The organism is Pseudoalteromonas sp. S3178, from assembly GCF_005886985.1.
GTDB lineage: Bacteria > Pseudomonadota > Gammaproteobacteria > Enterobacterales > Alteromonadaceae > Pseudoalteromonas > Pseudoalteromonas carrageenovora.
This window is the reverse complement of sequence record NZ_PNCW01000035.1, coordinates 1-20481: the sequence shown is the minus strand read 5'-3', so window position 1 is coordinate 20481 and position 20481 is coordinate 1. Positions and strand designations below refer to the sequence as shown.

Sequence of the window (20481 nt, the reverse complement as noted above, 5' to 3'; positions counted from 1 at the left end):
ACTTAGCACACTAGGTTACAAACCTCGCGCCACGATTAAATCGTCCCTAGTTAGAACAAATTTTAATCCTGAAAGGTCAACAGGCCCTTGGAGAGTGTTTGCTTTGTTTTTATCGCGTTTAAAAATTTTTGTGTTGGTAATAGTCTCTATTACCGTTGTTTTTTTTACTACATCACAGGCTTGTGCAGATATGTTTGGTTTTTTTAATAAACAAGAATTTTATTTATCGGCTCCAGTAAAGGGGCAGTTATTAGACAATGGACAGCCAGTTGCAAACACTAAAGTAATGCGCTCACTCACTTATGGCGATGAATACGTTGATGAAGCCACAACAGATGAACAGGGGTATTTTACCTTTTCAGAAAAAACAATAAAAACAGGTAAACCTTCCAATATGTTTGATAACGACTCGTTGGTTCAACATATTTATTTAGAAAACGGCACACCAGAAGGGGTTGTTCTATGGTACACGCTTGTTTCAATTCATGAAGAAAGCGACACACTCAAAGAGCTTCTTGCACACTTGAAGTGTGATATTTCTAAAGAGCCGCAAACATACGATATTCCAATTAAAGAAGATACCAGCCACGCTTTTGCGATTTACACATCATGTAAACTTTAACTCTTAATATAAAGGGAACTTATATGAATACTTTGACGCCAACTCAAGCGGTACAGTTAGCTAACCTTGCTTATAAAGCAAAAAGCATTAAAACCACTAACTTACTTCATCGTTCACTTCATGCATCTTTGCGCGACAATTTTAACTTTTCAGTTAACCCTGGCGCAGTACAAGGTGTAACGGGAGGTTTTTTCTCCCATTTGTTTAATTTAAGTACGGGTTTTGCTTTAGTAGGGCATGGGCTTGGCGATTATCAGGGTGATTCGGTTATAACAATTCGTGGTACTAACTCGCTAAGAGATGGCTTAACTGATGGCCATTTTGGTTTAAGTGGAGGCTCAAATGGCAGTATGGTGCATGCTGGATTTAATAGGACCTTTTACAGTATGAAGCCCGCGTTACAGGAGTTTGTTGAAGCGAATATCAAAGATAAAGTAACTGATTGTATTCATTTAGTTGGCCACAGCTTAGGTGGTGCATTAGCGACGCTTTCTGCCGATTGGATTAGAGCTGAATATTCAATACCTGTAAAGCTATATACGTTTGGCTCACCGCGCGTTGGGCTTGAAAACTTCTCTCGGGCTGCTACATCAAGAATTGATAAAATTTATCGCTGTACTCATGGTGCAGACCCAGTTGCTAAAGTACCTTTGTGGCCGTTCTCGCATGCACCTTATAGCGGTCAAGAAATACGTTTAGATAATGGCCAAGGTTTAAAAGGTGCTGCTCATACTCTTGCTGGAACACCTGGCTATATAAACACAGCCAATAGTAATAATTGGAACAACTTAACCATTCAAGCTAATCATTTTTTGAGTACCCCTGTACGTTTGAAGTTTGAAGATAGAAATCAGGCCTCTTTTACTTCCCACTGGGCTGATAAACTAGGGGCTGCGTTAGTCACACTTTTAAAAGATGCCGGCTATTACAGTGCAGTTGCTGCCCAAGCTGCTATTGGTACTGGGCTCACTTTTTACGATATGTTGGCGCGTACTTTAGATAAAATAGCTAAAGCGTCAGCCTCGTTTGCAACACAAACCTTAGGTTTATTAGGGCATATGTTAGTGTTTGCAGGCAAAGTAATTAGTAAAGCGGTGGAGCTTACATATAGCTTTATAAAATCAGTATTCGACTCAACCCTTGGTGCTTTATACCGAGCGGCGAGAGAGGGGCTAAGTGGCCTAGATTAACTTTAACCTAGCCCTCAATCTCTCTCTAACAAAATAGCACCACTTTGGTTTTCACCTAAGTGGTCGTTTTTGTTATAAATAGGGCACTTACTCATAGATAAGCACCCACAACCAATACATCCATCAACGCGATCGCGTAGGCGCTGCATATACGCTATGCGTTCATCAAGCTGTGCTTGCCACTGCTTTGAAAGGGCTGCCCAATCTTTTTGCGTGGGTGTGCGCTGATCAGGTAATGTAGCCAGTGTTTGTTTAATTTCATCAAGGGTTATTCCCATTGCTTGTGCGGCTTTTATTACCGCTATACGGCGCAGTACATCTTTTTTATAGCGGCGTTGATTGCCGCCATTTCGCCAGCTACGTATTAGTCCTTTGGTTTCATAAAAATGCAGGGTTGATACTTTTACGCCGCTACGCTTTGCTACATAACCCACGGTTAAGTTGGCCTCAGTTAGTTTTTTTTGATCTATTGGCATTATTTTAAATTTCCGTTTGACCTCAATATAACTTGAGGTTTTAAGCTTCTTTCAACATTAAAAAAGGAGCTAACTAAATGCAACAAAAACTTGAGCGTAGCACTGTTATTATTTATTCAAGTGCACGCAAAAATGGTAATACACAGGCGCACGTTAATGGATTTGCAGAGCAAAATAATGTGCGTGTAATATGCTTAGATGATTATAAAATAGCGCCATACTGCTACAGTAAAAACTATAAAAACGATGATTTTTACGCAGTATTTGAAGCACTTTTAAAGTATGACCACTGGGTGTTTGCCTCACCCGTTTATTGGTACAGCACCACAGTACAAATGAAATTATTTATTGATAGAATAACCGATTACATGGACGATGAAGTATTAAAGCCAAAGTTACGAACGCTGCGTAGTAAGCATTTTTCAGTGCTTTCAAATGCGTCATCAACCGAAGCTCCCGCTTGTTTTATAGAGCAGTTTAAAAATACGTTTAGTTATTTAGGCATGCAGTTTATTAACCACAGCCATAAAAGTACCCAAAAGGTTGCTTAAATTGCAGCCTTTTTTGGTTGCTTCTGGTAGTTTAGTAATAATATTAAAAACACAGGATTGTTTTATGAAATATTTACTATGGTTAGTACTAATTTTTAGCCCGTTTGTTAATGCAGTTGAGCAACCAATTAAAGGGTTTGGGAATTATTATGATGTACCTAAGCACGATAAAATTAATAGCTCTACGGTATTTAAAATAGCATTTGATGTTGCCGATGGCGCTAAAAAAGGCGAGCAAAATAACTCAATAAATTCGTTAGCGCGCTTTATTAATATGCATGTAGCGCATGGTGTAAAGCCTGAAAACATTCAACTTGCATTAGTTGTGCATGGCAGCGCAAGCGTTGATGTGTTAGCTAACAACGAATATAAAAAGCGCTTTAGTGCTAACAATAAAAACCAAGCCTTAATTAAGCAGTTACTTGCTAAGAACACTAAAGTGTATGTGTGCGGGCAATCGGCTACTCACTTTAAAGTAACGCCAGAGCTATTAATTGATGGCGTAAAAATGTCGCTTTCAGCGATGACCGCTCACGCACAACTTCAACAGCAAGGCTATACGCTCAATCCATTTTAATGACTCAAATTATAAAAAACATACTTTGCTTTGGTGACTCTAATACATGGGGCTTAAACCCTGTAACGGGTAAACGTTTTGATGAAAATAGTCGTTGGCCAGCGCTACTAAATAAAAATTTAGGGGCTGGCTTTAACGTAATAGAGGCGGGGCAACCAAATCGTACTTTGGTGAATAACCCACCGTTTGACGGAGTGCTTAGCGGTGTTAGTTATTTAAAACCTTATTTAGATAAGCATAAACTAAATTTTATAGTAGTTGCACTGGGTACTAACGATCTTAAAAGACGTTTTGATTTAACTCCAGGCGCAATTGCAAATGGGTTAAATGACTTAATTAATGCTATTAAAGCGTTTTATCAATCTAATAATACGTTTAAACCTCCTCAAATTATTGTTATTAGCCCTGCTAAAATAAGGCTAACTGAGCAATATGCGCGCATCTACAGCGGTGCTGATATAAAGCTAAAAACACTGTCTGACGAATTTAAGCAAATTGCCGATAATCAAAAATGTGAGTTTATAAATTTGAACTCGGTTAACGTATCAGCACAAGATGGTATTCACTTTAATGCCCAAGAGCACGAGAAAATCAGCTGCTTAATTGCTAATGCGATAAAACAATTAATGAACAATTTTTGAATCTATCTGTTTGAATTTAATGTAAGTTATGTAATTATCCTGTTTAAGTCGCTTTATAAATAACCATCCTCGGGATACTATGAAAAAGTACCAACAAAAATCAATAATAGCCGTTATAACCGGAGGTGTGGTATTTGTGGCTGGTTGTTTTGTTTTATTGTATTTTGCAGCGCAGCAATTAACGACACAAATAAATACAGACGCTAAATACATTATTGACCACCTTGACTCTGCCGCCCAAGAACGTCGCGATATATTAACCCCACTTAATAAATTTGCTTTTAAACAATGCGATGAAGCTACTTTGCTTGAGATGCGCCGTGCTTTGTTTGATTCAAAATATGCCATTGATATAGGCTTTTTTATAAATAATCAGCTAGTGTGCACTACAGGTGCGGGCTTATTAAGCAACGTTATAAACGACAGAGAGCCCGACTACATTCGCAAAGACGAAAATGTACGAGTGCGATATGAGCCACAATTATACTTATTATTGTTTACCGGCCGCCCAATGAAAGTAATCATAGTTCGCCAAGGTAACTTTAATTTAATTATGGACTTAAGAGCATTCGATTCTGCTGGCATTGAGTCGCCTAGCTGGGAAGTAATTTATAAAGAAGATGAAAAGTTGCACCACTTAGCAGGCATAGAAGGGCTTTTTAGTCAGGTAGGTACTCACTCTTTTTTACCTTACGAAACAGGTTTTACCTGTAGTAATAATAATGTTAATTATTGCGCTGCGGTACATTTACCTTGGAGTAAATTTTTCTCTAATAACCACTTATTGTTAATTATTTCTTTAATTTTGACTTGTTTAGCGGGTGTATCGAGTGCGTTAATAGTTGATGCAAGAATTGCTGCACGTCGCTCTATTAATCAGCGTATCCGTAAAGGACTTAAAAAGGGCTCATTTTATTGGACTTACCAACCTATTATTTGTTTGCAAAGTGGCAAGCTGATTGGTTGCGAGGTACTTGCACGTTTTGAAGATAAGTACGGTGCTTTATTTCCAGATGAGTTTATTCCGGTTATAAGAAAAAATAACTTAACCTGGAGTTTTACTGAGGCCATGATTGCTACCACAATCAAAGAGTTAACCTCTCTAGAGGAATTGCCTGAAGGCTTTAAGGTGTCGCTTAATATATTTCCGTGTGATGTAGAACTGGGTAATGTATCTTTGTTGCCGCAAATTACAGAGCTTATCAATTCGCGCTTTATTATTTGTTTAGAGATAACTGAAGACGAATACCTTGATACAAGCATCGCGCATGCTCATTTTAGAACCTTGGTTGAATCGGGTTTTAATTTGTCGTTAGATGACTTTGGTACTGGTTATTCAAATTTAAGAAATTTACAAAATCTGAGTTTTCATCAACTTAAAATCGACCGTACCTTTGTTCAAGATATAGCCACTGAAGGCTTAAAAGCCTCTATGATCCCTAACATTATGGAGCTTGTACATAAATTTAATTACACCTGTGTAGCTGAAGGAATAGAAACCTCTGAACAAGAGGCTATATTAAAAACAGCAGGAGTACATTACGGACAAGGTTGGAAGTATGGAAAACCTATGACTGCAGCTACATTTAAAACGTTTTTAACTAAGCAAAACTTTTAGATCTTAAGTACTAGTTAAAGCGTAATAGTATGATACTTAAAAAGTAAGGCTTAACCATGTTCAAATTAATAACAAGTGTGTTTGCGTTTGTGCTACTTAGTGCATGCTCTGCTCAATACCCAAATCAGCAGCTAGAGGGGGAGCAATTTCCAAGCATTAGTGGTGAAAACCTAGACAAACAAAATGTGTCTATTCCTAGTGATTTCAAAGCCGATAAAACACTCTTATTAATTGGCTATAAGCAAGACAGCCAGTTTGATATTGACCGTTGGTTAATCGGTTTAGATATGGCAGGTGTTACGCTTCCTACCTACGAATTACCTACTATTGCTGGTATGGCACCGCGTATGTTTAGTACATTTATAGACAACGGTATGCGCAAAGGTATTCCTAAAGAATTATGGGGTGGGGTTATCACTATTTATAAAGATGGTGAAGCTGTTCAAAAATTTACAGGTAATCAAAACCCTAATAATACCCGTGTGATACTTATAGATAATACAGGGGAAGTTTTATATTTTTACGACCGTGGTTTTTCGGTTGATGCGCTGAATAAATTAAAAGCGAGTATTGAGTAATTCACTTTAGCATTTAAATTTATTTACTTAACCTGAACTCTGGTTAAGAGATTTACTAACGTATTGAGTCAAAAGTGATATTTATGCTTATTCTCTCTAGCCAGAGATTTCCAGTGAAAACAAGGCGAAATTACGCGTCAATAGCTAGTCTATTGCAAGTAAATTCAACGCAGTTAGCGCTGAAAATAACTGCTTGAGATAGATTTATTATCCAGAGTTCAGGTTACTTAGGTTAATTAAAGTGAAAGGGAGCGAATGCTCCCTTAATCTTATCAAAGTTAAAACGCGTAGCTTACACTAAAGCGAGTGGTGCGCGGCATAATGTAACGTCCATTTGGCGCATCGGCATTACGTGGATCACCTTCTGTAATGCCTTGCTCATCAGTTAAGTTATCAATGGCTACCTGAAGTTTAATACCTTCCATTGGCTCTAAAATTAGGCCTAAGTCTACTTTTTCGTAGCCATCTAGAGTCACCGTGTTTTCGTTGTTACCAAAACGGTCATCAACTGCCGAAAGTGTACCGTACAAAGTGGCGTACATGCCTTGCAACTCAAAGTCGTAGCTTGGTGTTACACGCACTTGCCATTGTGGTTGACGTTGCGATTGATTGCCTTCATTTGTTGGGCTTTGAGTTATTTCGGTTTCTTGTAATGTGGTATTTAAATTAACAGAAAAACCAGACTCGTGGTTAAAGTTGTAATCAAGCTCTATACCGTATGCTTCATTAGTTAAAATTTCAGCGGGTACACCAGGGCGGCGTACAAATGTATCGCCCTTTACTTCATTCACAAAAAGTGTTGCGTAAAAGTCTGTTGATTCAGTAATTAGCTTATACCCTAACTCACCTTGTGTTACTTCTTTGATAAGCTTTTCGCCGCCCTCATAAGCATCAAAGTTATCTCTAAAGTCGTCAAAGTAAGGCATTTTATAACCACGGTTAACACGGGCAAACACACCCATATCATCATTAATTGAGTAGTTTAATCCTGTAGTCCACGATGTTTTACTTTCATCGTAACTAACAGCCTTTGTAATAATACCGTCAAGGCCTTCATCTACACTGTATTCTACTTCGTGGTTTTCTTGGCGTACGCCAACATCAAGCGTAAATGCATCTGCAAATTTATATTGGCCCGTAACGTAAAGGGCATGAGTACGTGCATCACCTGTTGAGCTTATATCGTAGTTAAAATCGCAGCCGTCAGTGCTTTGATTACACTCAATACCAGTTAATGCCTCACCGCCTGATTCTAGTACGTGATACGCAGTGTTACCTAAACTCCACCAATCGTTTGCCGAAGTACTTGCAGTGTAATACCCAAAAGTTGTTGATAGGTCGTCAAATTTTTTCGAAAACGCTAAATCGTTAGTGAATGAGCTGATTTCTTTAAGTACAACCCAGCGTCCAAGTTGTTGCACCGGGGTGTCGCTTGCGTACTCTGTATTGGTTACTGCGCCAAACGCGGTTTGGCCGTTATCTGCAACGTCTCCAACTGTTGTTGCTGAGCCGCTAGGCACTAAGCCAAATGTATTCGCATCGCCTTTAGTAATGTTAAAACGATCTGATAATTGCCAACCATTATCAAACTCTAATTTAATACTACCGCCGGAAACATGCCCATCCCAGCCTCGGCCATCACCTAAGTCTATATCATGTTCCTGTGCATCAGGGCCTGTGAATATTGTTGCCTGGCGGTTTAATGTACCGAGCTGCGTATATTCTGCATCAATCCTATCAATATTAAGGGGGGTTGGTAAGTACCATGCACCATGATCGTCTGTTTGGCGGGTATAAAAGTTTAGCTCGCCGTTATCTAAATCTTTAGTAATATTAATTGTAAATTGGCTACCTTTTTCAGAGGTAAAACCTGCATCACGAATACCAGGTGAGCTTTTTACATATCCACCCACCATAAAGTATAAATCGTCGGTGATTTCGCCGCTTATAACCGCGTCTACACGCTGTAAATTGTAATCGGACGTGGTGTATTTAAATAAGCCTTCAGTTTCTTCGCTGCCTCGCTTTAATCTAAAGTTAGTGGTTAGGCCAGGTTGCCCGTTAGATAGAACGGGGTTAGGACCACCGCGAAGTGCCTCTACTGTTTCAATTGTTTCGTCAATTCTAAATAGCGATGAGTTTTCTAAAAAAGATAATGTAGAAGCAGGATAAATCGGTGAGCCTTCAAGACTAAGTGTTAAAAACGGAGCATCGCCACCGCCAGGAAATCCACGTACAAATACATTTGCTCCCGACTCCCCTCCAGAACTTTCTACCCAAACACCAGGGATTGCTTTAAATAAGTCAGCCGTGCTTTTTGGTGACAACTTTATGATTTGCTCACTATCTATATTAGTAACCGCATAACTTGCGTCTATTTTTCTTATACCTACTCCAGTGGGGGTGCCCGACACAACAATACGCTCTAATTTTGGCTGTTCTTGGGCTTTTTCAGCGGCATAAGTGCATTGGGTGCTAAGTGCTAAAGTGATGGCGCAGGCAAGTACGCTTTTTGAGTTATTAATTTTCATGTGTGATCCCGTTTTAGTGTGTTAAACAGTGTGTTTTTGCAGCGCAGTTTGTAAAAATTAATGTAAAGAGGCTGTGTAGATTGAAACCTTAGAGATAAATGCAAACGTTTGCAATATTTATTTGTAAATTATTTATGAATTTATATAGTTTATTTATTGAGCTTATTTATATGATAAGAACTTTTTGTAGAGTTGTTAGCGCCATCAAAAAGTAATAATGCTATATTGTCAGTTAGTTACATATTATATTTGCGATAGCAGGGCGGCTTAGAGTTTTCATGAATAATAAAAAAATTAAATTAGCTGATTTAGCGAAATTAGCAGGCGTATCTACCTCTACCGTTTCACGCGCATTAAATGACAACCCATTGATAAAGCAAGAAACACGCGACAAGCTTCAGCAGCTCGCAAAAAAACATAACTTTAGCTTAAACACGGCGGCAAGTCGCTTACGCACTCAAAAAACAAATGTAGTTGCTGTTATTATTAACCTTGATGAGCAAACAGAGCAGTCAATTAGTGATCCGTTTTTATTAAAAGTCGTTAGCGAAATTAACCTTGCATTAAATCAACAAGGGCTAGAGCTTTTATTATCTAACTCCATAATGGCGCAACAAGATTGGGCTAATTATTTTATTAACGGGCGCAGAGCCGATGGAATTATTGTTGTTGGACAAGGTAAAGACCAGCGCAATATAGAGGCTGCCGCTAAAGCTGGTATTCCATTAGTGGTATGGGGCGATCCTAAAACACCTAGCAGCTATCCTATAGTAGGCAGTGATAATTACCTTGGAGGCATGCAAGCAACGGCGCATTTAATAGAGCATGGTGCGAAAAACATTGTGTTTTTAGGCGACCCAGAACACGGTGAAATTAGCGAAAGACACCGCGGCTACGCTGCTGCGCTTTCAACACATAAACTAGAGCAACACGTTGTTTCAATTGATATTACAAGTGGTTCTGCTTATCAAGCAGTAAACCATTTACTGCGTCAAAAAGGCTTGTATTTTGATGCTATTGTTGCCTGTAGTGATATGGTTGCACTCGGGGCAATGAAAGCCTTAAAAGAGCGTTATGTGAGTATTCCAAACGATGTTGCTCTTGTTGGATTTGACGATATTGCAATGGCAGATATAAGCCACCCATCACTTTCTACAATTAAACAAAACACCCAGTTAGCTGCCTCTTTGATAGTTAAAAAGTTGATGCAACAATTTTTAGGCGAAAAAGTAGAGTCTCAAGTTATTGATATAGAATTAATAACTCGCCAGTCTAGCAAGCGCTAATTTATAGCTATGTGTATTAATTGTTAAAGTTAAAATGCAAACGATTGCAAAGATTTTTATTCTACACTACACTCAAGCTTCACTGACACACACACGCTAATGACCTTAGGGTATTAGCTTATAAAGTTACAATGCATTGCGTTGTAAATAGGGCAAGCTATGAGTAAAACAAAAATCACACTGGCAATTGCTGCAAGCTATTTTATTTTTGCAATATTATTAAATAGCGTAGGTACCGTTATTTTGCAGGCAATAAATACGCTAGGCGTTAGTAAAACAGAAGCATCGGTACTTGAAGGATTTAAAGATTTATCGATTGCGATAATGTCTTTTGCTGTTGCATCGTTTATCCCTAGGCTGGGTTATAAACTCGCTATGCTTGGCGCATTAACTGTGGTTGCAGCCGCCTGTGTAAGCACCGCAATGATTAGCGACTTTTATATGTTTAAAGTGCTATTTGCAGCTATTGGCTGTGGTTTTGCTGTAGTAAAAGTCTCTGTTTATTCAATTATTGGCCAAGTAACAGACGATGCAAATAGCCATTCGTCGTTATTAAACACCATAGAAGGTATTTTTATGGTGGGTGTATTAAGCGGCTACTGGATATTTACGGCATTTATAAATCCCAGCGAGCCAAGTGCATGGCTAAATGTATATTATGCACTGGCAGCACTTACTTTAGTTGTGATTGTAAGTGTTATAGCTGCACCTATTAAGTCTGCGCTTCAAAGTGATAAAAGCAGTTCTAGCTTAAGTGACTTTATCGCCATGTTAAAGCTAACTTACCAACCACTTGTTGTTATTTTTATTATAAGTGCTTTTTTATATGTACTTATAGAGCAAGGGGTTGGAACTTGGTTGCCAACCTTTAATAACCAAGTATTACAGTTACCTGTAGCTATAAGCATTCAGTTAGCCAGTATATTTGCAGCAGCTCTCGCGCTGGGTCGATTAGTTGCAGGGCAGGTGCTCAAACACATTAATTGGTTTTTTGTTTTATGTGGCTGCCTTGTTGCAATGGCATCACTGATTATTATTACGTTACCGCTTACTGAAAACTTACCAACAACTGCGGTTAAAGGCTTATTTGACGCCCCGTTAGCGGCATTCATTTTGCCTCTTATTGGCTTTTTTATGGCACCTATTTACCCAGTATTAAATTCTGTGATGTTAAATGCGCTGCCAAAATATCAGCATGCGGCCATGACTGGTTTAATCGTTGTATTTTCTGCATTGGGTGGTACGACGGGTTCAATGATCACAGGTTATGTGTTTGAGCATTTTAGCGGACAGCATGCATTTTACCTTTCTCTAATACCCATTAGTTTGATTTTTATTAGCGTGATTATTTTTAAAAAACGCACCCATGCCATTTCTCAACATACAGCTAATGCTTAATTTTTTAGGATTGTTATGAATTTTTTTGATAGCCAATTATTTAAAGATGTACAAACGCAGCATATTTTTAGTGACTGTAAAACATTTGCAGATGCTACCGCACGTACCAATTGGCAAAGTGCTTGTAAAAGTTACGAGCAATTAGCACCACTTAGCAACATTGATCTTAAAGAGTTTGTAAACGCTCACTTTTTAACAACCCCGCTATTAAAAATGAGTACTGAGGTAGATACTTCAAGTGTAAAAAGTTACATCAACTCGCTGTGGGATGGTTTACGCCGCGAGGCAGACACGCCTAAAGCCGATTCATTATTAGCACTTAAGCACAGCTATATTGTACCAGGTGGGCGTTTTCAGGAAATATACTATTGGGATAGTTACTTTACAGCGCTTGGCTTAATTGATGCCAATAAAGCCGATATTGTTGAGGATATGCTGCAAAACTTTATTGATTTAATAAAGGATTTTGGGTGCATTCCAAATGGTAACCGTCGCTACTATTTATCTCGCTCCCAGCCGCCTATTTTAGCGCTTATGGTGCAATTATTATGGCAACATGTGCACAGCAAATCGAATAACTTAGCCTGGCTTAAAAATTGTGTTACCGCGCTTGAAAAAGAGTATGCGTTTTGGATGCAAGGTGCAGATAATTTAAATACTGAGAAAACAGCCATTAAGCGTGTAGTAAAGCTCAATGGTGATGGCGTTTTAAATCGTTACTGGGACGATGAGGCTGCCCCTCGGGCCGAGTCGCTTAGAGAAGATTTAGAGTTAGCCCATGATTTTGCAGATCACGAAAAGCCTGATTTTTATCGCAATATTCGTGCAGCGTGCGAATCGGGGTGGGATTTTAGCTCTCGCTGGTTAGCCGAGCCGCTTTCGCTAAGCTCAATACAAACAACAGATATAGTACCAATTGACTTAAATTGCTTAATGTACAACTTAGAAAATCAGCTTAGTGAGTTTTACACTTTATTAGGTAATAACTCGCAAGCTGAGGTATTTAATACCTATGCCGCTAGTAGAAAGCAGCTTATAAATAAGTACTTATGGAGTGATGAACATCACTTTTTTGTTGATTACAATTATAGTAAAGCGAGTCAGTCTGATGTATTGAGCGCTGCAGCAAGTACAGCCCTGTTTGTAAATGTGGCTTGTGATAAACAAGCTAAGCAGGTTGCTAAACTTATAGAGCAAGACTTTTTAAAAGAAGGCGGTGTAGTGACTACTATTACAGATACGCCACAGCAATGGGATAGCCCAAATGGTTGGGCTCCGCTGCAATGGTTTAGCGTAAAAGGGCTTAATAACTACGGTTTTAGCGGCCTTAGTAAGCGTATAATGCAAAATTGGTTAACTATGGTCGAGCAGGATTTTGCTCAAAATAAGTGCTTACTTGAAAAGTATAATGTGTGTGAGCCACAGCTAAAAGCAGGCGGTGGTGAATATGCGGTACAGCAAGGTTTTGGCTGGACTAATGGAGTAACTACCCGTTTTTATACTTTGCTAGGTTAACTGATCAGAGCTGTAACTCATACAGCTTTTTGTGATTCTAATTTTGTAACACCATGTTATATAATAAATTTAGCTAAATAGTATGAGTGAAAAAACTGCATCTTCTCATACCAAAATCGCATTGTAACTTTGGTATAATTTCGGTAATGTGGTTTAAACATTTCAAGGATGAGATTTATGTCACAGCAGCAGGCTATTTTTGTAAAGACCACATTCCAGTCATCTTTTCACACAGAAAGTTACACAACTATTTTAAAAACGATCCAGGCGCTTTTTGGCGATATCAAAATGGACGATACTTTGCCTAAAGCAGAGCAACGCGGTCATTATGATTTGTTTTTAATTGATGGTGCTAAAAATAATTGGCACGACCTAATTCCAGCAGATCTAATATGTTTAGCTAAGCAATACAGCATTGTTGTTTTTAATGTAGATAAAGAAAGTGTTTGTGAAAAAAACTTGTTACTAAATCATATAAATGGTGTGTTTTATAAATCAGACGAACCTGAAGATATTTTTAAAGGATTGGTAAGGGTAAGTGCCGGAGAGCTTTGGTTTACTCGTAAGGTCATTTCTCAAGCATTTAACGATATACTGGCTGTTGCAGCTTCATTTAATAACTTAAGCGATAATATAGAGCTTAAGCAAGATGATTACGCACATTTAACGAAGCGAGAAAAGTCAGTTATTCATTTAATAGCGCAAGGTGCGAGTAATAACGCCATTGCTGATAAGCTTAATATTAGCGATCACACTGTAAAAACTCACTTGTACAGCGCGTTTAAAAAAACCAACTCTCGTAATCGAATTGAATTAGCTAATTGGGCCCAGCGTTACATATCGGTTTTACTTCCAATGAATAAGTAAAAGGCGAGCTAGGTACTATATTAAGGTACTATATTTAGGTAAAGATGAGCTAAAGCTTACATACACACCAGGTATCAAACACTAAAAAGGCTACAGTTATGTAGCCTTTTTAGTGTATTTAAATGTCTTGTCCTGAAATGTGTTTACGCTGTTTTTTGAGCCCACAAACCTTTGTTAATACCTTTTGTTATTAAATCAGTGAGTGCTTTTTCAATGGCTTGCGTTACACAAATGCTCATAGGTTCGTTATCACTAAAACCAGCCTCAGCTTCGGCTAAACGCTTGTAGCTTACGTATCTAAAAAATCCCGCTCGCATTTCTTGGCTAAGCACTTTTTTGCTGGTCGCTACACTTAATAATACTTGCCCAGTACGTACATCAACTGCACGTAAGTAAATAGATATTGCATCTTCACGGTATAGCTCCGATGCACCAATACCAAAGTACTCCATACCTAAGCCACCCGTTTTTACGTTGGTGTCGTAACTAATAATGCCACCTTCTAAAATTATTTTTGCAGTAGTTAAAGGGGGTAATTCTGCTTGGTTAGGGTTATCGGATTGACCTGCTCTAATAATTTTACGCTCAGTTAATATATTTTGAAGGCCTTCTCGTTCTACAGGTGTAAACCAATCAGACTCATGCAGGGCTTGTATTAGTATTGAGTTAGCGCCTTGTGTAACCGCTGTTGAAAAAGAGCTAACGTTAGTTTGCGGCTTATATTGACCTGTTTGATCTCTAAATGAATAGACCGACACAGGAATACTACCAACAGGTTTAGGTAAATTTTTTAAATCGCTAAATATTTCTGTTGGTTCTAAAGACATCGCTTTTTGCTGAGAAGGGGGAATTAAATTTCCCATACTTGTGCAGCCACTAAGGCCTAATAAAGTTATTGTTATTAGTATTTTGTGCATTATCCAAACCTCGGTACTTCGATGATCACAACAGAGTCATCCAACATATTTGTTATTTTTACGGTAATACTGTCTGTTGTACTGGTTATTACTTCTATTTGATAATCGCCACTCATAAAAATTGAGTCTTGGTCAAAAAGACTGTCTTCAATGTCTTCACCAAACGCCATATCAGTAATTTCTCTGACCATACGGTTTAAATATGTGCGCTCTAATGTGTCTTGAAATTGCTCGGCGTAACCTTTTTCAACGCTAGGTGCTTTATGTTTATTTTGTGCTTGAGCTTTGCTCAGCAGCATATTGGCGTTTAATGGGTTGCCACCAAAGCTTGGGTTTATTGGGGTGTAAATTATTTCAGTCGCAGAGGCTGAAAAACTTAATGTTGTTATTATTATAAGTGCTATTTTTTTCATTTTACCATCCATTTACAGCCATATCGGGTGATGATGTTGCCATGTTTGAACGCGCCATGGCGTCTATTACAGTATAAACAGCTTGTTCAACACGCTCATCAAGGGGCGCTAATCTACGGCCTAAGTAAGTTGCATACACTAGTTGGTTGTTCATAATCAAAGAAAGTTTTGTGCCAGCTTTAGGGATTACGGTTTCTCTTATTTCAATATTAAAACCAGCTGTTGAGGGAAGATCTCGCCAGTAGTTTGAAAACTCGTAATAAAACTGATGACCAAAGCGGCTAATACTTCTATCAAGTAATAAGCCATCTATTTCTAGTTCGTCGGCGGCAAAGCTTGCCGAAGAAAAACATAGAAAAATGGGGAGTAGGTAGTTACGAAACTGAATATGTTTTTTCATAAGTAAAAATGGGGAGGGTTAACCTCCCCACCTCAGCAATTACATTTGCGTAATTGTTGCTGTGTTTCCGTCACCAATTTGAGTAACTGACACAGTGCTGTCGTAGCCAATTACAGAGCCTTCAACAAGGTTGTCATTACCTATTTGAGTAACACTGAACGACACATTTTCACCGCCTACTAAAAAGGCAGACTGTTCAATGCCGCTTACCCAGTTACCTTCACCTTCTTGTGAAATATCAATGCTGTGGTTATTACCTTCAACCATCATATCAACTAGGTTTAATGTACCATCTTGCGAAATGTCAATTTGGTTATTGTTGCTATCAAGAATCCCAGCAAGCGTTACAACTGTTTCGTTTTGAGAACCACTTTGCGAAATATCAATATCGTTGTCGTTAGACGTTAAAGACACATCTGGGTAAGACGATTGCACAAGCATTGTATTTTCATCGCCAGATTGAACTAAATCAACATCGTTACCTGTGCCGTTAAAGTTAGCTAAGTGAATAGAGTTTAAATCACCCATTTGGCTTGATGAAAATTCATTGTCTGAACCAATTACACCCATGTAAACTTCGTTCAAATCACCGTTTTGCATTGATGTTAGTTCGTTGTTGTCACCAATTAAATCGGCTGTTATTAAGTTTTCAGCGCCAACTTGAGTTGCTGAAACTTCATTATTCGAGCCTTCAAATAAGTTTGATTCAATTGTATTTAATGAACCTTCTTGATCTAAATCTATTTGGTTGTCGTCGCCAATTACAGCTGCAAATGTTACCGCATTAGTTAAGCCATCTTGCTCAATTTCAATTTCATTTGCATCACCAGAAATTGCACTAAATGCTACAGCGTTACGATCACCGTCTTGTTCAACTTCAAGTTCGTTGTCGTTACCTTGTAAGCTACTTACTTTGAAGGTATTCCAGTAGCCGTCTTGAACTAAATCAAGAGTGTTTTCATCGCCTGAAAGCATAGTAATTTCTGCTTCATGCCATTCACCAGTTTGCAAAGATGTGATTTCATTTGCATTACCTTGCATATCCATGTTGTAGAACCAGTGACCGCCAGTGCCTTGCTCTACATCAATCAGGTTATCATCACCTGTTACAATATTAATTGCTTCGTTATTTACAAAAAAGCCTTGGCCAAATTGTGAAACAAACAACATGTTATTATTACCAGTTACTTCAGAGATAAAGCCGTTTGCAACGCCATCTTGAGAGTATACTTGTGTGTTGTTGTCACCTGTTGTAATTACTTGGGCATAATTACCAAACTGGTTTTGTACAACTTCAGTATCATTATTGTTACCAACTGTCGTAACAAGTATGGTGTTACTGTCGCCATCTTGATAAAGATATGCATTGTTTTCAGATAATGTTTGGCTCAACGTTAATGTATTTTCAACACTTTCAGTTGTAATTTTGGTGCTAAGTTGTGAGCTAGAAGCTGATTTATTATCCGTATCAGCGTATGAGGCAAAGCTGGTACCCATTGCAATAGCAACTGCGCAGCTTAAAAGTGATTTATTTAACTTCATTATTATTCTCCTTGAATATTAAAATCAAATACCTAGGTGTTATAAGTTTTAAAAGGTATTTGCTGTTTCAGCATGCCGTGCCGATATAATGTTTGTGATCCGCCTGTTTAATTCTTAATAGTAAAACGTACCGTACAATTAATAATAGCTAGTGAGCGTATTGTCATTATTTTTAACTTACGTTTAGTAGCTGTTAATTAATAAGTACCCAATTACTGTATTCCTCAAATACGATTACTTAAATCATCTTTTTTTACCAATTTATTACATGTTAAATATCATGGGTTTACGAGTTATTCCTTGTTTGTTTCTATTTTTGGAATAAAAACCAGTAAAAATATCTGACCCTATATTAGGTATTGCTCAGATGTTAAATTTCATCAAAATGACTGTGTTTGGTGTTTTTTTAGAAACTGAACTGGTCAAAAAAGATGGTTTTTAAACCATTTTATTTTTTTAGCTTGTTTAATTAGTAATTAGGTTGTTTTCTAAGTACATGCCACGTGATCCGCTGTACTCGAAATAGTGAAAAACTTGCTTAGAGAAACTAAGCCAACTTAATTAAACTATGGATAGAACAATGAAAACAAAATTATCTATTATTACTCTTGCTTTACTACCGTGTTTAGCTGCAGCAAAACTTCCTGATGCTGGTGTTAAACAACCTGTTGTAGCAAGTAGTGATGCAGTAATTGTTAAATACAAAAAAAATGCGTCAGCAGAAATGCGTAAACAAGCGCGTTCATTAGTTAAAGCAAAAATTTCAGATGTAAACGCAGATGAGATTGATGATAACTACAAGTCTTTACTTTCTGGACGTTTAGCTAAGTTTAAAATTTCGGGTATGAGCACTAAAGAAGCAATAGCTCGCCTAAAATCACACCAAGCAATTGAATACGTAGAGCCTGATTACCAAGTAAGCATTGCACGAACGCCAGATGATCCTCGTTTTGATGAGCTTTGGGGCTTAAATAATGATGGCCAAACGGGTGGTACAGCAGACGCTGATATTGATGCAGTAGAAGCATGGGATATTTCGACTGGTAGCCGCGATGTTGTGGTAGGTGTAATCGATACGGGTATTGATTACAGCCACAGTGATTTAGCTAGCAACATGTGGGTAAATAGCAGTGAAATACCAGGAGATGGTATTGATAATGACGGCAACGGCTTTGTTGATGACGTGCATGGTATTAATGCGATTACCGACAGTGGCGACCCTATGGATGACGAAGGTCATGGTACCCACGTTTCAGGTACTATTGGCGCAAGTGGCGGCAATGGTATTGGTGTCGTAGGTGTTAACCATGAAGTGTCACTTGTTGGTTGTAAGTTTTTAGATGCTGCGGGTAATGGTTCAACATCAGACGCTATTAAGTGTATTGACTATATGGTTGGTCTTAAAAACTCAGGTGTTAACTTACGCGTTTTAAATAATAGCTGGGGCGGTGGCGGTTACAGCCAAGCACTAGCAGATGCAATTGCATCAAGCGAAGCAGCCGATTTACTGTTTGTAGCCGCAGCTGGTAACGATACTATCGATAACGATGTTAACCCGCATTACCCATCTAACTACGAAAACGCAAGTGTATTATCAGTTGCAAGTACAGACCAAACTGATGGTATTTCATGGTTCTCACATTATGGTTTAACAAGCGTTGATATGGGTGCGCCGGGTAGTGCTATTTTATCTACTACACCAGGTGAGAGCTATGCGTCTTACTCAGGTACATCAATGGCAACACCACATGTAGCAGGTGCTGCAGCGTTAGTATTGTCAATTAATCCTGAGCTTAGCACTCAAGAGCTTAAAGATTTACTAATGAGCTCTGGTGATGCAAATGCCGCACTTCAAGGTGTAACTGTTGCAGGCACGCGTCTTAATGTAAACCAAGCGCTTATTGATGCAGATCCTACGCCAGGATTTAAAATATCAGCCGATCCACTTACTCAGCAAGTTGAAGCTGGGCAAGCTACAAACTACACGTTTACAATTGGCTCAATTGCTGAGTGGGATGAAGAAGTAACGCTTGAATTATCAACAACATTAGGCAGTGCTTATTTGTCGGCTAGTACAGCACGCCCTGGTGATGAAGTAAGACTTAACGTTGAAACCGACACTGACACTCAGTGGGGCGAATACGATCTTACTGTAACCGCTACAGCGGGTGATATTGTTAAGCAGCAATCAGTTAAATTAATGATTCAACCTGTTGGCTTAAACGACTTTACGTACAGCAGTAGCACAAGTGTTGATATTCCTGATAACTCGCCAGTAGGCGCAATGTCAGTAATTAATGTACCTGATGACTTAACTGTATTTGGTACTACTGCAGATGTAGATATTTCGCATACTTATTCTGGCGACTTAGTGGTTAAGTTAGTATCTGCTCAGGGTACGCAAGTAACGTTGCAAAGCAATGTAGGTGGTTCTAACGACGACATAGTTAAAAGCTTTACGTCTGAATCGTTTAATGGCGAAGTTGCTACAGGTGATTGGAAACTACAAGTAGAAGACACTGCCGCAGCAGATACGGGCACAATTAATGGTTGGTCATTAACGCTGAGTGCTATTGGCGAAGTTAGCCCACAACCACCACGTGCTAGCTTTGAGGCTGAAACACAAGGTTTAACTGTTAACTTTATTGATTCAAGCACCGATTCAAATAACGATATTACGCAGTGGAGCTGGAACTTTGGCGATGGAGCAACATCATCAGATCAAAACCCTATGCATGTGTATGCGGCATCAGGTAATTACGATGTAGAACTAACGGTAACAGACAGTGAAGGCAACACAAGTACATCAACTCAAACGGTTGTTGTAAGTGATGTAGAGCTAGAACTTACTTTAAAACGTGCTAATAAGTCTCGATTAGATACTATGCGAGTAGATCTAAGCTGGGATCGTGTAGGCGCTGAGTCATTAAGCGTTTACCGTAACGGTGAGCTAGTAGATACAACGTCAGATAACGGCAGATACCGTGATTATGTACGTGGTGCTACATTACCTTCGTACGATTACCAATTATGTGTTACTGAAAATGTATGTTCTAACATCATTACGGTGTCATTTAACTAAATAAACCACTACTCCTAAAGTGACCTTAAGCCCAGCATTGCTGGGCTTTTTTTGTTTTACGATAAATCTAATAAGCTCTTAGAGTTTAGTTTGAACGACTCACATCTAGGCTTTTTTATACCAAACCGCATAATTAAGTGATCTATTTTGAGGATGGATAAACGTGTTGATAGCAAGGCAAAAAATTCGCTATTTAGTTGTTCTCGGCAATTGCTCCTGCATTGCTCTACCTTCTGCATCCATGCAGTCGTAAATGAGAATTTTTTAACGCAGATAG

18 protein-coding genes are annotated in these 20481 nt (G+C 38.6%); 12 read left to right on the top strand and 6 right to left on the bottom strand.

Going from position 1 to position 20481, the window contains the following annotated elements; translation table 11 throughout:
• Together CWC11_RS10990 and CWC11_RS10985 are read left to right on the top strand one after the other, a co-directional pair.
• Window positions 1-622, top strand: a 622-nt coding sequence (locus CWC11_RS10990; protein ID WP_502704795.1) for a DUF6795 domain-containing protein, incomplete at its 5' end; no start/stop codon positions are given.
• Between the two features lie 23 nt (window positions 623-645).
• Complete coding sequence (locus CWC11_RS10985) at window positions 646-1812, top strand: lipase family protein (protein WP_138682723.1); 1167 nt, start codon at window positions 646-648, stop codon at window positions 1810-1812.
• Between the two features lie 14 nt (window positions 1813-1826).
• On the opposite strand, the gene soxR is transcribed toward CWC11_RS10985, so the two are convergent.
• Window positions 1827-2288, bottom strand: a complete 462-nt coding sequence (soxR, locus tag CWC11_RS10980; RefSeq protein ID WP_024595605.1) for a redox-sensitive transcriptional activator SoxR — start codon at window positions 2286-2288, stop codon at window positions 1827-1829.
• Window positions 2289-2365: 77 nt separating this feature from the next.
• Here soxR and CWC11_RS10975 point away from each other — a divergent pair, with 77 nt between their 5' ends.
• The 5 genes from CWC11_RS10975 (at window position 2366) to CWC11_RS10955 (ending at window position 6253) form a co-directional block, all read left to right on the top strand.
• On the top strand, window positions 2366-2839 hold the full coding sequence (locus CWC11_RS10975; protein WP_138682722.1) for a flavodoxin family protein: 474 nt from the start codon (window positions 2366-2368) through the stop codon (window positions 2837-2839).
• A gap of 64 nt (window positions 2840-2903) precedes the next feature.
• Window positions 2904-3416 carry a DsrE family protein gene (locus tag CWC11_RS10970; protein ID WP_138682721.1) on the top strand — a complete coding sequence of 171 codons (513 nt, stop codon included), beginning with the start codon at window positions 2904-2906 and terminating at the stop codon, window positions 3414-3416.
• Window positions 3417-3424: 8 nt separating this feature from the next.
• Entirely contained in the window at window positions 3425-4057 is a 633-nt protein-coding gene (locus CWC11_RS10965) for an SGNH/GDSL hydrolase family protein (protein WP_138682724.1), read from the top strand.
• A gap of 79 nt (window positions 4058-4136) precedes the next feature.
• On the top strand, window positions 4137-5675 hold the full coding sequence (locus tag CWC11_RS10960) for an EAL domain-containing protein (RefSeq protein ID WP_138682720.1): 1539 nt from the start codon (window positions 4137-4139) through the stop codon (window positions 5673-5675).
• A gap of 56 nt (window positions 5676-5731) precedes the next feature.
• Entirely contained in the window at window positions 5732-6253 is a 522-nt protein-coding gene (locus tag CWC11_RS10955; protein WP_138682719.1) for a hypothetical protein, read from the top strand.
• 278 nt (window positions 6254-6531) lie between these two features.
• Here CWC11_RS10955 and CWC11_RS10950 read toward each other — a convergent pair whose 3' ends face one another.
• On the bottom strand, window positions 6532-8784 hold the full coding sequence (locus CWC11_RS10950; RefSeq protein WP_138682718.1) for a TonB-dependent receptor: 2253 nt from the start codon (window positions 8782-8784) through the stop codon (window positions 6532-6534).
• A 254-nt stretch (window positions 8785-9038) separates the two neighbouring features.
• On the opposite strand from CWC11_RS10950, the gene CWC11_RS10945 reads away from it, so the two are divergent.
• From CWC11_RS10945 to CWC11_RS10930, 4 genes are all read left to right on the top strand, one after another.
• Window positions 9039-10070: a LacI family DNA-binding transcriptional regulator gene (locus CWC11_RS10945; RefSeq protein ID WP_283241000.1), complete on the top strand. Its 1032-nt coding sequence runs from the start codon at window positions 9039-9041 to the stop codon at window positions 10068-10070.
• A 159-nt stretch (window positions 10071-10229) separates the two neighbouring features.
• Window positions 10230-11468, top strand: coding sequence for an MFS transporter (locus CWC11_RS10940; RefSeq protein WP_138682716.1), 1239 nt, complete (start codon window positions 10230-10232; stop codon window positions 11466-11468).
• A 15-nt stretch (window positions 11469-11483) separates the two neighbouring features.
• On the top strand, window positions 11484-12983 hold the full coding sequence (locus tag CWC11_RS10935; RefSeq protein ID WP_138682715.1) for a trehalase family glycosidase: 1500 nt from the start codon (window positions 11484-11486) through the stop codon (window positions 12981-12983).
• A gap of 177 nt (window positions 12984-13160) precedes the next feature.
• Window positions 13161-13850 carry a LuxR C-terminal-related transcriptional regulator gene (locus CWC11_RS10930; protein WP_058547818.1) on the top strand — a complete coding sequence of 230 codons (690 nt, stop codon included), beginning with the start codon at window positions 13161-13163 and terminating at the stop codon, window positions 13848-13850.
• A 143-nt stretch (window positions 13851-13993) separates the two neighbouring features.
• Here CWC11_RS10930 and CWC11_RS10925 read toward each other — a convergent pair whose 3' ends face one another.
• Genes CWC11_RS10925 through CWC11_RS10910 form a run of 4 tightly spaced genes read right to left on the bottom strand, consistent with a single transcriptional unit; the run spans window position 13994 to window position 17122 of the window.
• Window positions 13994-14767 carry a CsgG/HfaB family protein gene (locus tag CWC11_RS10925; RefSeq protein ID WP_138682714.1) on the bottom strand — a complete coding sequence of 258 codons (774 nt, stop codon included), beginning with the start codon at window positions 14765-14767 and terminating at the stop codon, window positions 13994-13996.
• Window positions 14767-15192, bottom strand: a complete 426-nt coding sequence (locus CWC11_RS10920) for a curli assembly protein CsgF (protein ID WP_058547816.1) — start codon at window positions 15190-15192, stop codon at window positions 14767-14769. Before CWC11_RS10920 ends, CWC11_RS10925 begins: the two co-directional genes overlap by 1 nt.
• A complete protein-coding gene (locus CWC11_RS10915) occupies window positions 15182-15580 on the bottom strand; it encodes a curli production assembly/transport protein CsgE (RefSeq protein WP_138682713.1) in 399 nt (132 codons plus the stop codon). Before CWC11_RS10915 ends, CWC11_RS10920 begins: the two co-directional genes overlap by 11 nt.
• A 39-nt stretch (window positions 15581-15619) precedes the next feature.
• Window positions 15620-17122 (bottom strand): curlin, encoded by a 1503-nt coding sequence (locus tag CWC11_RS10910; protein ID WP_138682712.1) that lies wholly within the window; start codon window positions 17120-17122, stop codon window positions 15620-15622.
• 580 nt (window positions 17123-17702) lie between these two features.
• On the opposite strand from CWC11_RS10910, the gene CWC11_RS10905 reads away from it, so the two are divergent.
• Window positions 17703-20204 carry a S8 family serine peptidase gene (locus CWC11_RS10905; RefSeq protein ID WP_138682711.1) on the top strand — a complete coding sequence of 834 codons (2502 nt, stop codon included), beginning with the start codon at window positions 17703-17705 and terminating at the stop codon, window positions 20202-20204.
• Window positions 20205-20481 lie beyond the last annotated feature (277 nt).

Coding starts and splice junctions, on each gene's coding strand:
- CWC11_RS10905 (WP_138682711.1), top strand. CDS start 17,703: ATGAAAACAAAATTATCTATTATTACTCTTGCTTTACTACCGTGTTTA.
- CWC11_RS10930 (WP_058547818.1), top strand. CDS start 13,161: ATGTCACAGCAGCAGGCTATTTTTGTAAAGACCACATTCCAGTCATCT.
- CWC11_RS10915 (WP_138682713.1), bottom strand. CDS start 15,580: ATGAAAAAACATATTCAGTTTCGTAACTACCTACTCCCCATTTTTCTA.
- CWC11_RS10975 (WP_138682722.1), top strand. CDS start 2,366: ATGCAACAAAAACTTGAGCGTAGCACTGTTATTATTTATTCAAGTGCA.
- CWC11_RS10970 (WP_138682721.1), top strand. CDS start 2,904: ATGAAATATTTACTATGGTTAGTACTAATTTTTAGCCCGTTTGTTAAT.
- soxR (WP_024595605.1), bottom strand. CDS start 2,288: ATGCCAATAGATCAAAAAAAACTAACTGAGGCCAACTTAACCGTGGGT.
- CWC11_RS10910 (WP_138682712.1), bottom strand. CDS start 17,122: ATGAAGTTAAATAAATCACTTTTAAGCTGCGCAGTTGCTATTGCAATG.
- CWC11_RS10960 (WP_138682720.1), top strand. CDS start 4,137: ATGAAAAAGTACCAACAAAAATCAATAATAGCCGTTATAACCGGAGGT.
- CWC11_RS10920 (WP_058547816.1), bottom strand. CDS start 15,192: ATGGATGGTAAAATGAAAAAAATAGCACTTATAATAATAACAACATTA.
- CWC11_RS10940 (WP_138682716.1), top strand. CDS start 10,230: ATGAGTAAAACAAAAATCACACTGGCAATTGCTGCAAGCTATTTTATT.
- CWC11_RS10925 (WP_138682714.1), bottom strand. CDS start 14,767: ATGCACAAAATACTAATAACAATAACTTTATTAGGCCTTAGTGGCTGC.
- CWC11_RS10985 (WP_138682723.1), top strand. CDS start 646: ATGAATACTTTGACGCCAACTCAAGCGGTACAGTTAGCTAACCTTGCT.
- CWC11_RS10950 (WP_138682718.1), bottom strand. CDS start 8,784: ATGAAAATTAATAACTCAAAAAGCGTACTTGCCTGCGCCATCACTTTA.
- CWC11_RS10935 (WP_138682715.1), top strand. CDS start 11,484: ATGAATTTTTTTGATAGCCAATTATTTAAAGATGTACAAACGCAGCAT.
- CWC11_RS10955 (WP_138682719.1), top strand. CDS start 5,732: ATGTTCAAATTAATAACAAGTGTGTTTGCGTTTGTGCTACTTAGTGCA.